General features: G+C 71.2%; 13 protein-coding genes. 3 read left to right on the forward strand and 10 right to left on the reverse strand.

The genetic code is table 11. The annotated features are described in order from the left end of the window. The first annotated feature begins 30 nt into the window (after positions 1-30). The gene (locus N798_RS02960) at positions 31-654 is read left to right on the forward strand and encodes an alpha-ketoglutarate-dependent dioxygenase AlkB (RefSeq protein ID WP_035946149.1); all 624 of its coding nucleotides are present in this window, start codon (positions 31-33) and stop codon (positions 652-654) included. Positions 655-800: 146 nt separating this feature from the next. Here N798_RS02960 and leuA read toward each other — a convergent pair whose 3' ends face one another. Together leuA and ddaH are read right to left on the reverse strand one after the other, a co-directional pair. Continuing rightward, positions 801-2,546 (reverse strand): 2-isopropylmalate synthase, encoded by a 1,746-nt coding sequence (leuA, locus tag N798_RS02965; protein ID WP_035946151.1) that lies wholly within the window; start codon positions 2,544-2,546, stop codon positions 801-803. 249 nt (positions 2,547-2,795) lie between these two features. Continuing rightward, positions 2,796-3,563 carry a dimethylargininase gene (ddaH, locus tag N798_RS02970; protein WP_035946153.1) on the reverse strand — a complete coding sequence of 256 codons (768 nt, stop codon included), beginning with the start codon at positions 3,561-3,563 and terminating at the stop codon, positions 2,796-2,798. A 249-nt stretch (positions 3,564-3,812) separates the two neighbouring features. Here ddaH and N798_RS02975 point away from each other — a divergent pair, with 249 nt between their 5' ends. Further along, a complete protein-coding gene (locus tag N798_RS02975; RefSeq protein ID WP_035946155.1) occupies positions 3,813-4,718 on the forward strand; it encodes a GNAT family N-acetyltransferase in 906 nt (301 codons plus the stop codon). A gap of 11 nt (positions 4,719-4,729) precedes the next feature. Here the strand turns inward: N798_RS02975 and N798_RS02980 are convergent, their stop codons facing one another. The 8 genes from N798_RS02980 to N798_RS03015 form a co-directional block, all read right to left on the reverse strand. Next, positions 4,730-5,533: a hypothetical protein gene (locus N798_RS02980; RefSeq protein WP_035946157.1), complete on the reverse strand. Its 804-nt coding sequence runs from the start codon at positions 5,531-5,533 to the stop codon at positions 4,730-4,732. Continuing rightward, the gene (locus tag N798_RS02985; RefSeq protein WP_035946159.1) at positions 5,530-6,564 is read right to left on the reverse strand and encodes an aspartate-semialdehyde dehydrogenase; all 1,035 of its coding nucleotides are present in this window, start codon (positions 6,562-6,564) and stop codon (positions 5,530-5,532) included. Before N798_RS02985 ends, N798_RS02980 begins: the two co-directional genes overlap by 4 nt. Positions 6,565-6,607: 43 nt before the next feature. Beyond that, positions 6,608-8,467, reverse strand: a complete 1,860-nt coding sequence (locus N798_RS02990) for a BCCT family transporter (protein WP_084100040.1) — start codon at positions 8,465-8,467, stop codon at positions 6,608-6,610. Between the two features lie 185 nt (positions 8,468-8,652). Then, positions 8,653-9,672, reverse strand: coding sequence for a GTPase Era (gene era, locus N798_RS02995; protein ID WP_084100036.1), 1,020 nt, complete (start codon positions 9,670-9,672; stop codon positions 8,653-8,655). After that, positions 9,665-10,966, reverse strand: a complete 1,302-nt coding sequence (locus tag N798_RS03000; RefSeq protein ID WP_035946160.1) for a hemolysin family protein — start codon at positions 10,964-10,966, stop codon at positions 9,665-9,667. The genes era and N798_RS03000 overlap by 8 nt, the downstream gene beginning before the upstream one ends. A gap of 51 nt (positions 10,967-11,017) precedes the next feature. Further along, positions 11,018-11,485 carry an rRNA maturation RNase YbeY gene (gene ybeY / locus N798_RS03005; protein ID WP_035946162.1) on the reverse strand — a complete coding sequence of 156 codons (468 nt, stop codon included), beginning with the start codon at positions 11,483-11,485 and terminating at the stop codon, positions 11,018-11,020. Next, the gene (locus N798_RS03010) at positions 11,482-12,588 is read right to left on the reverse strand and encodes a PhoH family protein (protein WP_052116850.1); all 1,107 of its coding nucleotides are present in this window, start codon (positions 12,586-12,588) and stop codon (positions 11,482-11,484) included. Before N798_RS03010 ends, ybeY begins: the two co-directional genes overlap by 4 nt. 25 nt (positions 12,589-12,613) lie before the next feature. After that, entirely contained in the window at positions 12,614-12,973 is a 360-nt protein-coding gene (locus tag N798_RS03015) for a histidine triad nucleotide-binding protein (RefSeq protein WP_035946163.1), read from the reverse strand. A 50-nt stretch (positions 12,974-13,023) separates the two neighbouring features. Here N798_RS03015 and N798_RS03020 point away from each other — a divergent pair, with 50 nt between their 5' ends. Continuing rightward, on the forward strand, positions 13,024-13,566 hold the full coding sequence (locus tag N798_RS03020) for a SigE family RNA polymerase sigma factor (RefSeq protein WP_035946164.1): 543 nt from the start codon (positions 13,024-13,026) through the stop codon (positions 13,564-13,566). Positions 13,567-13,730 lie beyond the last annotated feature (164 nt).

A 13,730-nucleotide genomic window follows, 5' to 3' on the forward strand; every position in this document is an offset into this window, starting at 1 on the left:
AGGTGTTCGATCTGCGCTAGTCTCGGTGGCATGGACGCGGTCCTGCAGCACTCGCTCTTCGACACCGGGGACTCCATCGAGCTCGGTCCGGTGGCGCCCACGCGCACCGTCCTCGACCGCGGCGCCTGGGTCGACTACCAGCCGGCGTGGCTGGCCGGCGCCGACCTGCTCTTCGACGCCCTCCACCACGACGTCCCGTGGAAGGCCGAGCGACGCGAGATGTACGAACGCGTCGTCGACGTCCCCCGCCTCCTCAAGTTCTACGAGGAGGGCGAACCGCTCCCCCACCCTGTCCTCGCGCAGGCGCGAAATGCGCTGTCGCACAGGTATGCCGGCGAGCTGGGTGAGCCCTTCGTCTCCGCCGGGATGTGCCTCTACCGCGACGGCCGCGACTCGGTCGCGTGGCACGGCGACCGGATCGGCCGGGCCCGCGACATGGACACGATGGTCGCGATCCTCTCGGTCGGCTCGGCCCGCTCGCTCATGCTCCGGCCCCGCGGTGGCGGCGCCTCGATCGGCTTCTCACTCGGGCACGGCGACCTCGTCGTCATGGGCGGGTCGTGCCAGCGAACCTGGGACCACGCGATCCCCAAGACGAGCAAGCCCGTCGGACCCCGGATCTCGATCCAGTTCAGGCCCCGCGGCATCCGCTGACGGCAACCGCAGAGAATCCCGCCCTGGGCTGCGGACGGCATACCCACCGCTTTTGCTCCCCATGAGGGAAGGTTCGGGGTCCGGAGGGAACATTCCCCTCCGGACCCCGAAGGTTCCCTCCGGTCGTGCCGCTGAGCCGCTCGGCGTCAGGCCGAGGCGGCGTCGCGCTCGGCGCGGTTGACCGCCGAGAGCACCGCCGTGAGCGAGGCGCGCACGATCGAGGAGTGCATGCCGACGCCCCAGAGGACGCGGTCGGCGACGGCGCACTCGACGTAGGCCGCGGCCTTGGCGTCGCCACCGGAGGAGAGCGCGTGCTCGGAGTAGTCGAGGACACGGACATCGACGCCGACGGTCGAGAGCGCGTCGATGAAGGCGGCGATCGGGCCGTTGCCGTAGCCGTCGACAGTGATCTCCTGGCCGTGGTCGAGCATGACCGCGGTGATGTGGTCGCGCCCGTCGCCGGCGCTGACGAGGGTGTGGCTCACGGGGGTGAACCGGCCCCAGTCGTTGCGCTTGCCGGGCTTGGCCGGGAGGTACTCGTCGCGGAAGATCGACCACAGCTCCTTGGCCGTGACCTCGCCGCCCTGCTCGTCGGCGCGGCGCTGGACGACCTGGCTGAACTCCATCTGGAGCCGGCGCGGCAGGTCGAGCCCGTGCTCGGCCTTGAGGAGGTAGGCCGAGCCGCCCTTGCCCGACTGGCTGTTGACGCGGACGACCGCCTCGTAGGACCGGCCGATGTCGTGCGGGTCGATCGGGAGGTAGGGCACGCCCCAGTCGAGCTCGTCGACGGTCTTGCCGGCGGCGCGGCCGCGGCGCTCCATGTCCTCGAAGCCCTTCTTGATGGCGTCCTGGTGGGAGCCGGAGAAGGCCGTGTAGACGAGGTCGCCGCCCCACGGGTGCCGTTCGTGGACGGGCAGTTGGTTGCAGTACTCGACGGTGCGCCGGATCTCGGCCATGTCGGAGAAGTCGACCTGCGGGTCGATGCCTTGGCTGTAGAGGTTCATGCCGAGCGTGACGAGGCAGACGTTGCCGGTGCGCTCGCCGTTGCCGAAGAGGCAGCCCTCGATGCGGTCGGCGCCGGCGAGGTAGCCGAGCTCGGCCGCCGCGACGCCCTCGCCGCGGTCGTTGTGCGGGTGCAGGCTGACGACGAGCGACTCGCGCCGGTCGAGGTGACGAATCATCCACTCGATCGAGTCGGCGTAGACGTTGGGCGTCGCCATCTCGACCGTCGCCGGCAGGTTGACGATCATCTTGTGGTCCGGCGTCGGGTCGATGACGGCGATGACCTCGTTGCACACGCGGACGGCGAACTCGAGCTCGGTGCCGGTGTAGGACTCGGGCGAGTACTCGTAGTAGACCGTCGTCTCGGGAATCGTCTCCTCGAGCTTCTTGCACAGCCGCGCGCCCTGCAGCGCGATGTCGATGATGCCCTCCTCGGGCAGGTCGAAGACGACCCGCCGCTGGAGCACCGACGTCGAGTTGTAGAAGTGGACGATCGCCTGCTTGCTGCCGCGGATCGCGTCGAAGGTGCGCTCGACGAGGTGGTCGCGGCACTGGGTGAGCACCTGGATCGTGACGTCGTCGGGGATGTGCCCGCCGTCGATGAGCTCGCGGCAGAAGTCGAAGTCGGTCTGGCTCGCGCTCGGGAAGCCGACCTCGATCTCCTTGTAGCCCATCTTGACGAGCAGTTTGAACATCCGCATCTTGCGCTCGGCGTCCATCGGGTCGATGAGCGCCTGGTTGCCGTCACGCAGGTCGACCGCGCACCAGCGAGGCGCCTTCGTCATCACCTGGTCGGGCCACGTGCGGTCGGGCAGGTGGACGGCGATCTGCTCCTGGAACGGGACGTACTTCGTCGCCGGCATCCCCGAGGTCTGCTGCGGGTGGATCATCTTCTCTGCTTCCTACTCGTCGAAGTGCTCAGCCGGGGCACAGCGAGCTCCGCGACGAGGAGGGCCGATGTCTAGGCCTCGCCGCGGCAGAGAAGGAGGAGTCGCGTGGAACGCACGAGACCAGAGTATGCCGTCCGCCCACCGCCGCGACCTGTCCGGTCCGCACTCTGGTCACCGCACGCCTCTTGCGTCCGCAGCCGTGGGGGCCAGGGCGTCACCGTGCCGGACGCACGCAGTCGTGCGGCGGAGTCAGCCGCGGCAGCGGACCGAGAGGCAGGTGACGCAGCCCTCGAGCTTCTCGAACTCGCTGATGTCGACGGTGACGACGTCGAGCCCACGGCCGCGCAGGAGGTCGGCCGTCCGCGGCGCGCTGGCGGCCATGAGGACCGTCGACTCGTCGAGCAGCACGACGTGCGCACCACCCTCCTCCGGCATCCCCTCGTAGGTCGGGAACGCTCCGGGCCAGTCGACGACCGGGTCCCAGCCGATGACGGTGCCGTCTGGAAGCGCGGTCACCGCGGACTTGAGGTGCAGCGCACGTTCGACGGTGACCGCCTGGGTCCGCATGCCGACGGTGGCGAAGTGCCCCGCGAGCTGCTGGATCCCCGCACCGTTCGTGCGGCCGCCGAGCCCCACGTATGCCGTGTCGCCGACCTTGAGGACGTCTCCACCGTCGAGCGTTCCGGGGTCGGTGATCCGCTCGACTCGGTAGCCGAGGTCGCGGACGACGCCCTCGACCGCGGCCACCTCTGGTTTGCGCTCTGCCGCACCGGGATTCGTGAGCACGGCCAGGTCGCCGGCGACGACGACGGCGTCCTCGATGAACACGGCGTCGGGGCAGTCGTCGGCGGCGGGGACCTCGACGGTCTCCCAGCCCGCGGAACGCAAGCACCCGGCATACGCCTCCCACTGCTCCCGCGCGAGGTCGAGGTCGATGACCGACTTCTCGAGGTGGGTGACGAGCCCGTCGGCGAGGCGCGGACCGGGACGGCGGACGAGGGCGGTACGACGGGTCACGGGGCGACCCTACGTGCGCTCAGACGGACTGCGGCGCCGGGTCCGGGAACCGGTCGTCGAACTCCTCGATGGTGCGTGTGCCCGGAATCGGTGACCCGAGGAGCCAGAGGACCGACAGGGTCCCGCCGACAGCGGCGAGGCCATCGTCGGACCGATGCCGACCCACTCGCCGAGCAGGCCGACTGCCGCACCACCGCCACCCCCGTAAATCCCATGACAGCCACCCGCGGCCTCGGGCACGCTCACCCTATGGACCTCAAGCCCCTGCCCGACGGGCTCGTCGCGCGTCCCCACGTCCTCGACGACGCGCAGGCGGTGTGCGACCTCGTCGCCGCGACCGAGGTCGTCGACGCCGGCGCGGCGGCCATCGAGGTCGAGGACATCCAGGGCGACTGGGCGCGCAGCAGCTTCGACCTCGCCACCGAGAGCATCGGCCTCTGGGACGGCGACCGGCTCGTCGCCGCCGCCGAGGTGTTCAAGGGCCGCCGGGCGGACGGCGGCGTGCACCCCGAGCACCGCGGCCGCGGGCTGGGCACGTGGCTCGCCGACTGGGTCGAGGACTGTGCGCGGTCGAGCGGCTCGACGCTCGTCGGGCAGACGGTCCCCTCCCCGAGCAACGCCGAGGACTTCTTCCGCGCCCGTGGCTACCGCGAGGGCTGGACGTCGTGGGTGCTCCAGCTGCCGTCGGGCACCGCGATCGAGCCCCAGTCCTTGCCGACGGGCTACTCGCTGCGCGAGTTCGCGGGCGGCGAGGACGGCAGGATCGCCTTCCGGCTCATCGACGACGCCTTCAGCGAGTGGCCGGGCCGCGACCCCGCGACCTACGACGACTGGGCGCCGCGCGGGCCGCTGCGGCCGGGCTTCCAGCCGTGGCAGATCCGCTTCGTCACGGACCCGGACGGCACCGACGTCGGCGTCTGCTACACGATCCACGCCGGCGACACCGGCTACGTCGACGCGATCGCGGTCCGCCGCGACCAGCGCGGGCTCGGCCTCGCCCGCGCGCTGCTCGCGGACGCGTTCTCCCGCGCGCGACAGCACGGAGCCACCGTCAGCGAGCTCTCCACCGACTCACGCACCGGCGCCCTCGGGCTCTACGAGCACGTCGGCATGCACGTCACGCAGACGTGGCGGCACTGGATGACCGACCTCTGACCCGCTGCCGTTCAGCCCGGCGTCGGGATGCCGAAGGCCGTCCCGTGATCCGCGAACTCGCGCACCGTCTCGGTCGCGACGCCCGAGATCGACAGGGTCGCGGTGTGCCGCACCGGCGTCCAGTCCTCACGGACCCACAGCGTGGCGGCGGAGGTCGTCGCCCCCGACAGGTCGAACCGCGCCGTGCAGTCGAGCCGAACGAGTCCCTGCTGCTCCTGGCCGTCGCGCAGGGCGACGGCCTCGCGCTCGGCACCGACCCGCCACGACGGGCACTCCCCCACGCCCTGCGCCATCCCCTGCGGCGAGAAGGCCACCGTCGCGAACTCCCCCGTCGCCGCGGCGAGCGCCGCCTCCTCCTCCTCGGAGTTGAGCACGCCCGCCACCCAGCGCCCGTCGACGAGCGAGAACGCCGAGCCGTCGGCGACGACGACCACGCGACCGTCCGAGGCCGTCGTCCGCAGCCGGGACGGCGATGCGAGCTGGACCTCGGCCTCCATCTCCGGCGGTCCGCTCGTCCAGGCGCGCACCGACCCGTGGGCCGTGAGGGCGTCCCGCCAGCACGGGGCGACGGCCGGACCCGGCAACGTCGCACCGGCGTCAGCCGACAGCGCCGCGCACGAGTCCGGCACGGCGTCTGCCGTCCGCCCACCTCCCGCGTCCCCCGCACCCGCCGTCGAGGTGCCCGACGACGACGTGCCGGACGGACCGGAGGAGCCGGAGGTGCAGGCCGACAAGGCGGCGAGCAGCGGCAGCAGCACGGCGGCGCGACGCATCCGCGCAGCGCCCGCCCGACGGTCGTGCATCGGCGCGGTCACCGGCGTCGGAGGAGCTCCTCGGCGACCTGCACGGCGTTGAGAGCCGCGCCCTTGCGCAGGTTGTCACCGACGACGAAGAGCACGAGCCCCTTGCCCTCAGGAGCCGCCTGGTCGACGCGGACGCGTCCGACGAAGACCTCGTCGCGACCAGCGGCGTCGAGCGGGTTGGGCACGTCGGTGACGACGACGCCGGGCGCCTTGCCGAGCAGCTCGAGGGCACGCTCGGGCGAGAGGTCGTCGGCGAACTCGGCGTGGATCGCGAGCGAGTGGCCGGTGAAGACGGGCACGCGCACGCACGTCCCGCTGACCCGCAGGTCGGGGGCGTGGAGGATCTTGCGGGACTCGTTGCGGAGCTTCTGCTCCTCGTCCGTCTCGAGTGACCCGTCGTCGACGATCGAGCCGGCGAGCGGGACGACGTTGAAGGCGACCGGGACGGCATACACGGTGGGGTCCGGGACGGCGACGGCCCGGCCGTCGAGCGCGAGGTCGGCGGGCGACCCCGCGGCATACGCACCACGCAGCTGGCCGTCGAGCTCCTGGACGCCCTTGCCACCGGAGCCGGAGACGGCTTGGTATGAGGAGACGTGGAGCCGGACGAGACCGGCGACGTCGTGCAGCGGCTTGAGGACCGGCATCGCGGCCATCGTCGTGCAGTTGGGGTTGGCGACGATGCCCTTGGGGATCGAGTCGAGGTCGTCGGGGTTCACCTCGGCGACGACGAGCGGGACCTCGGGGTCCTTGCGCCAGGCCGAGGAGTTGTCGACGACGGTCGCGCCTGCGGCGGCGACGCGCGGCGCCCACTCCTTCGACGTCGACCCGCCGTTGGAGAACAGCGCGATGTCGAGCCCGGCGAAGTCCGCGGTCGCGGTGTCCTCGACGGTGACCTCCGTGCCCTTCCACCGCAGCGTCGTTCCGGCCGACCGGGCGGACGCGAAGTAGCGCATCTGCTCGACCGGGAAGTCGCGCTCCTCGAGGAGGGCACGCATGACATTGCCGACCTGACCGGTCGCACCGAAGACACCGACTCGCATGGCTCCGAGTCTAGGAGCCATGCGAGTCGGGTGCGTCAGGCGCTCAGGTCGTGGGCGTCGGCCGCGCGACGACGTCGTCGACGCCGGCCTCGTCGGCCCTCTCGGACGCGCCGTTCGGACCGTTGGAGCCGTTCGAGGAGCCGGGCAGGGTGACGAGCTCACCCACGCCCTCACCGGGCGCGGCCTCCTCGAACGTGAGGGTGAAGTCGTCACCGTGCTCGGTCACACCGGCGACGACCGCCTGCTCGACGGCCGCGACGGCATACGCACGACGGACGACGAGCGGGTCGCTCGACAGGTCCTTCACGAGCGCGACCGCGAGTCCCACCATGACGAGGAGGAAGGGCAGGGCGGCGACGATCGTGATGTTCTGCAGGCCGGAGAGCGCGTCGGCGCCTCCGACGAGGAGCATCACCGCGGCGACGGCACCGGTCGCGGCGCCCCAGAAGATCACCGTCGGGCGGCTCGGCACGAGGGTGCCGCGCTCGGAGAGCGTGCCCATGACGATCGACGCGGCGTCGGCGCCGGAGACGAAGAAGATCGCGACGAGGACCATGACGAGGATCGAGGTGACCGTCGACAGCGGCATCGTCTCGAGCATCCCGAAGAGCGTCGCCTCGGGCGTCTCGGCGCCGGCGAGGTCGGTGCCGCCACGCTGGGTGGCGATGCCCGCGCCGCCGAAGATGGCGAACCACACGAGCGAGACGAGGCTCGGCACGAGGAGGACGCCGGTGACGAACTGGCGGATCGTGCGGCCACGCGAGATGCGGGCGATGAACATGCCGACGAACGGGGTCCACGAGACCCACCAGGCCCAGTAGAAGATCGTCCAGCCCGACAGCCACGTCTGCATGGCGTCGCCACCGGCCGCGTCGGTGCGCGCGGACATCATCGCGAGGTCCTGGAAGTAGCTGCCGACGGCCGTCGGGACGAGGTTGAGGATGAAGACCGTCGGGCCGATGACGAAGACGAAGACCGCGAGGACGAGCGCGAGCACCATGTTGGTGTTCGACAGCCACTGGATGCCCTTGGAGACACCGGAGACCGCCGACAGGATGAAGCACAGCGTGAGCACGGTGATGATCGCGACGAGGATGCCGTTGCCGGTGCGGTCGAGCCCGGCGACGATCTCGAGGCCGGAGCCGATCTGGAGCGCGCCGAGGCCGAGCGAGGCGGCCGAGCCGAACAGCGTGGCGAAGATCGCGAGCATGTCGATGACGCGACCGGCGGGGCCGGCGGCGCGGCGCTCACCGAGCAGCGGCGTGAAGGCCGAGCTGATGAGCAGCGAGCGTCCACGACGGAAGACGCCGTAGGCGACGGCGAGGCCGACGACCGCGTAGATCGCCCACGGGTGCAGCGTCCAGTGGAACAGCGTCGTCGCCATCGCGGTCTGGACCGCCTGCGGGTTGCCCTCAGCACCGGTGCCCGGCGGTGGGGTGACGAAGTGCGCGACGGGCTCTGAGACGCCGTAGAACATGAGGCCGATGCCCATGCCGGCGGAGAACATCATCGCGATCCACGAGACCGTGCGGAACTCGGGCTGCTCGTCGTCGCGTCCCAGCGGGATGCGGCCGAACTTGCCGGCGGCCAGCCAGATGACGAAGACGACGAAGCCGGAGGCGACGAGCGAGAAGAGCCACCCCATGTTGTGGACGACCCAGCCGAGCCCGGCGCTCGACGCGGAGCCGAGGGTCTCGGTGCTGACGAACCCCCAGACGACGAAGCCGATGGCGATGAGGGCGGTGACGCCGAAGACGACGGTGTCGAGCTTCTGCGGTTCCTCCGCGGCGTGCTCCTCGACGTCGTGGTCGAGGGCGGGGTGGGGCGGCTCGTCGTGCAGCGGTCCGTCGAGGATGTCGCGCTCTCCCGCGGCGTCCCCCGGCGCGGTCGGGCCTGTCTTCATGAGTTTCGTGGTCACGGGTGATTCGGCGCGGACGCCGCTCCTTCGTTCGTTCTCGTCAGTTACGTGTGCGGCGTGTATGCCGTGTGGTTCAGGTCAGCGTGCAACCTGTCCACCATGCCGAAGGTGACCCTGCGGTCGCAAACTGGACGTGACGGCGAGAACGTGCCTATGGAGCCCGGGGAGGCTCAGAAACCCAGTCGCTGCAGCTGCTTCGGGTCGCGCTGCCAGTCCTTGGCGATCTTGACGTGGAGGTCGAGGTGGATGCGCTGGCCGAGCAGCTTCTCGATGCCCTGTCGGGCCGTGGCTCCGACGTCGCGCAGCCGTGAGCCGCCGCGCCCGATGATGATCGCCTTCTGCGACGACCGCTCGACGAAGACGTTGACCCGCACGTCCATGAGGGGCTTGCCCTCGGGCCGGTCGGCGCGCGGGACCATCTCCTCGACGACGACCGCGATGGAGTGCGGCAGCTCGTCGCGCACACCCTCGAGCGCGGCCTCGCGCACGAGCTCGGCGATCATGACCACCTCGGGCTCGTCGGTGAGGACGTCGTCGGGATAGAGCGGACCGGGCGACGGCGGCAGGTAGCTCGCGAGGACGCTCGACACAGTGTCGACCTGGTCGCCGCGGCTCGCCGAGCACGGCACGATCTCGGCCCAGTCGCCGAGCTGGTCGATGGCGATGAGGTGCTCGGCGAGGCGCTTGCGGTCGACCTTGTCGGACTTCGTCGCGATCGCGACGACGGGCGTGCGCTTGGCCTGGCGGAGCTCGGCGAGCTCGCGGGCGATGAACTGGTCACCCGGACCGATGCGCTGGTCCGACGGCAGGCAGAACCCGACGACGTCCACGTCGAGCAGGGTCTCGCGGACGAGGTCGTTGAGCCGCTCACCCAGCAGGGTTCGGGGCTTGTGCAGGCCGGGCGTGTCGACGAGGACGAGCTGGCTCGTGGGCGCCGTGACGATGCCGCGGATCGTGTGCCGGGTCGTCTGCGGCTTGCTCGACGTGATGGCGACCTTCTCGCCGACGAGCGCGTTCGTCAGGGTCGACTTGCCCGCGTTGGGGCGGCCGACGAGACAGGCGAACCCCGCGGCATACGGTCGTTCCTCCCCCGCGGAGGGTGAGCCGCTCGGCGCGTCGGGGAGCGTGCCGGAGGGCGCGCCCGTGGGCGCGGCGTCGGGTGCAGCCTCGGCTGCGGCGTCGTCACTCATGGGCACTCCCGGTCTCGGCTGGCTCCATCATGTCGTGCTGCACGGGGGCCACGCGCTCGACGATGACCGTCGCGATGCGGTGGCGTCGTCCGGCCATGCGCTCGGCCGTGAGCCGGAGCCCGGCGACCTCGCAGGTCGAGCCGAGGATGGGGACCCGGCCGATCGTCTTGCCGATGAGGCCGCCGACGGTGTCGACCTCGTCCTCGTCGATCGTGACGCCGAGCTCCTCCTCGAGGTCGTCGATGTCCATCGTGGCGTCGACCCGCCAGCGTCCGTCGCCGAGGTCCTCGAGGTCAGGCGTCTCGCGGTCGTACTCGTCGGCGATCTCACCGACGATCTCCTCGATGATGTCCTCGATCGTCACGAGCCCGGCGGTGCCACCCCACTCGTCGACGACGAGCGCGAAGTGCGTCTGGTCGCGCTGCATCTCGCGCAGCAGGGCGTCGACGGGCTTGGACTCGGGGATGAAGGGCATCGGCCGCATGAGGTCGACGACCGGGGTCGCGGCGCTCGCCGGGTCGGCGGTGACGCGACGCACGACGTCCTTGAAGTAGAGCAGGCCGAGCACGTCGTCGGAGTCCTCGCCCGTGACCGGGATGCGCGAGTAGCCGCTGCGGAGGAAGAGGTTCATCGCCTGCTTCGCGACGCGGTCGCCGCCGATGGTCACCATGTCGGTGCGCGGCACCATGACCTCGCGGGCGAGGGTGTCGCCGAGCTCGAAGACCGAGTGGATCATCTGGCGTTCCTCGGCCTCGATGAGCGAGGACTCCCCCGCGAGGTCGACGAGGTCGCGCAGCTCGGACTCGCTGTCGAAGGGACCGTCCCGGTAGCCCCTGCCCGGCGTCATCGCGTTGGCGAGGAGGACGAGCAGGCGCGCGAGGGGACCGAGGACCCGGCGCAGCCAGATGGCGACCGGTGCGGCGACGAGCGAGACCCGGGACGCGTGCTGGCCGCCCAGCGTGCGCGGCGAGACCCCGACGAGGGCGAACGAGACGACGGCGAGCACGGCGATCGCGATGAGCAGCGGCTTCCACGTGCCGTCGACGACGCGGTAGACCGCGGTCGTCACGAGGACGGCGGTCGTCATCTCGGCGATGACCCGGACGAAGGAGAGGACGGAGAGGTAGGCCGCGCTGTCGCCGACGACCTTGGCGAGGGCCTGCGAACCGGCGCGGCCCTCGTCGAGCAGCTCTTGGGCGCGCACGCGGGACATGCGGTGCAGGGCGGCCTCGGCGGCCGAGAGGACGAAGGAGAGGACGACACCGACGACGGTGAGGACGACGAGCCGCGTCACGACGGCCGCCCTGGGGTTCCCGGCACCACGCGGGCGCCGGGACCGGCTGGGTCAGGCACCGGGACGGCCCCTCGTCGCGAGGAAGGTGAGGAGCAGCTGGCGCTGGAGCTCGAACATCTCCTTCTCCTCCTCGGGCTCGGCGTGGTCGTAGCCGAGCAGGTGCAGGATGCCGTGCGTGGTGAGGAGCAGGAGCTCCTCCTCGGTCGCGTGCCCCGCCGTGGCCGCCTGCTTCTCGGCGACGCTCGGGCACAGCACGATGTCGCCGAGGACGCCCTCCTCGGGCTCCTCGCCGTCGTGGCCGGGCCGCAGCTCGTCCATCGGGAAGCTCATGACGTCGGTCGGACCGGGCAGGTCCATCCACTGCACGTGGAGGGTCTCCATGGCGGCCTCGTCGACGAGGCGCAGGCAGAGGTCGGCCTGCGGGTGGACCTTCATCTCGCCCATGACGTAGCGGGCGCAGGCGACGAGCTCGAGCTCGTCGAGCTCGAACTCGGTCTCGTTGAGGACGTCGATGCTCACGCGTCCCCCTCCACGGCCTCGGGAGAGACGTCGCCGGCGTCGTGCGCAGCCTTGCGGGGACGGCGCGTCACGCGCTTCGGAGAGGCGGTGCTGCGCGGCTGATGCCGGGCGTCCCACCGGCCGTAGGCGTCGACGATCTCGCCGACGAGGCGGTGGCGGACGACGTCCTGCGCGCTCAGCTCGGCGAAGTGGACGTCGTCGAGGCTCTGGAGGATCTCGCGCACGACGCGCAGCCCGCTCTGGGTGCCGCCGGGCAGGTCGACCTGGGTGACGTCGCCGGTGACGACCATCTTGGAGCCGAACCCGAGCCGGGTGAGGAACATCTTCATCTGCTCGGGAGTGGTGTTCTGCGCCTCGTCGAGGATGACGAAGGAGTCGTTGATCGAGCGGCCGCGCATGAAGGCCAGCGGGGCGACCTCGATCGTCCCCGCCGCCATGAGCCGCGGGATCGAGTCCGGGTCGACCATGTCGTGCAGCGCGTCGTAGAGCGGGCGCAGGTAGGGGTCGATCTTGTCGTTGAGCGTGCCCGGCAGGAAGCCCAGCCGCTCCCCCGCCTCGACGGCCGGGCGGGTGAGGATGATCCGGTTGACCTGCTTGGCCTGCAGCGCGGCGACGGCCTTGGCCATGGCGAGGTAGGTCTTGCCCGTGCCGGCCGGTCCGATGCCGAAGGTGATCGTGTGCTCGTCGATCGCGTCGACGTAGCGCTTCTGCCCCAACGTCTTCGGCCGGATCGTGCGGCCGCGCGAGGACACGATGTTCATCGTGAGGACGTCGGCGGGGCGCTCGCTCGTCTGGGCCCGGAGCATGGCGATCGAGCGCTCGACGGCGTCGCGGTTGAGCGGCTGGCCGCCGTCGATGACGGCGAGCAGCTCGTCGATGACGCGCTCGACGAGCGCGACCTCGGCGCTCGGGCCGGAGATGTGGAACTCGTTGCCGCGCACGTGGATCGCGGTGAGCGGGACGTTGCGCTCGATGGTGCGCAGGAGCTCGTCGCGTGGCCCGAGCAGGGCCACCATCGACACGTCCCCCGGGATCGTGACGGTGTGGACCGGCGTGTGCTTCGGCGAGCTGTCGGAGGTGGGCGTATGCGGTGCGTCTGTCATGTCGTCGACAAGTCTACGGTTCGGCTCAGCCGGGAGGCCATTTCATTGACCGTCCACCGAGCAGGTGGAGGTGGGCGTGGAAGACGCTCTGCCCCGCGCCCTCCCCCGTGTTGAAGACGAGCCGGTAGTCGCCGCCCAGGTCCTCCTGCTCCGCCACGGTGCGTGCGAGGAGCACGACGTCCCCGAGCTCGTCGGCCGACACCTCCGCCAGCTCGCCGGCGTTGGCGACGTGCCGGCGGGGCACGACGAGGACGTGAGTGGGTGCCTGCGGGTTGACGTCACGGAACGCCAGGCTGTACTCGCTCTCACCGGCCACGTCGGCCGGCACCCTCCCGGCGACGATCGAGCAGAAGAGGCAGTCCGGGTCCGTGGTCGCGGCGCTCATGCTCCGACAGTAAACCGAACGGCCTCCTCGGGCGTCCTCCGGACGTGACAATGGCACTCGTGGGGTCCCGACGTGACGCAGCAGCGCGCGCAGCCGCCGATGACGGCGTGTCGAGCCTGTATGCCGTGCACTGGGCTCCCATGGTCCGGCTCGCCTGGCTCTTCGTCCACGACGACCTCCTCGCCGAGGAGATCGCGCAGGACGCGTTCGTCTCGCTCCACCGGAAGTGGCACGACGTCGAGGAGGGTCGCGGGCCGGCATACCTCAGACAGTGCGTCGTCAACGGGGCGCGCTCCGCGCTGCGGCACTCCAAGGTCGAGCAGCGCTACCTCGACTCGCTCAGGGACCGGCGGGTCCACCCCACGCTGGTGAGCGCAGAGGACGCGGCGATCTCGGCGGCCGGGTCCGCCGACCTCTTCCGGCGGCTGCAGCGCCTGCCGGCGCGACAACGAGAGGTCCTCGTGCTTCGCTACTACCTCGACCTCAGCGAGGCGCAGATCGCCGACGCGCTCGGCATCGCCCCCGGGTCGGTCAAGGCCCACGCCCATCGCGGCCTCGCCGCCCTGCGCACCGAGATGGAGGCACGGCCATGACGACGCACCAGGACGAGTCGCGGACCGAGCGCGAGCTGCGTGCGGCGCTCGACGACCGGGCCCGCGAGGTCCGCCCGTCGTCGCGGCTCGACGCCATCCTCGTCGAGGCCTCGGGTCCCGAGCACAGGTCCGCGGGCCGGCGCTGGTGGGCGGCGGCCGCGGTC

The organism is Knoellia flava TL1 (assembly GCF_000768675.1).
GTDB classification, from domain to species: Bacteria; Actinomycetota; Actinomycetes; order Actinomycetales; family Dermatophilaceae; genus Knoellia; species Knoellia flava.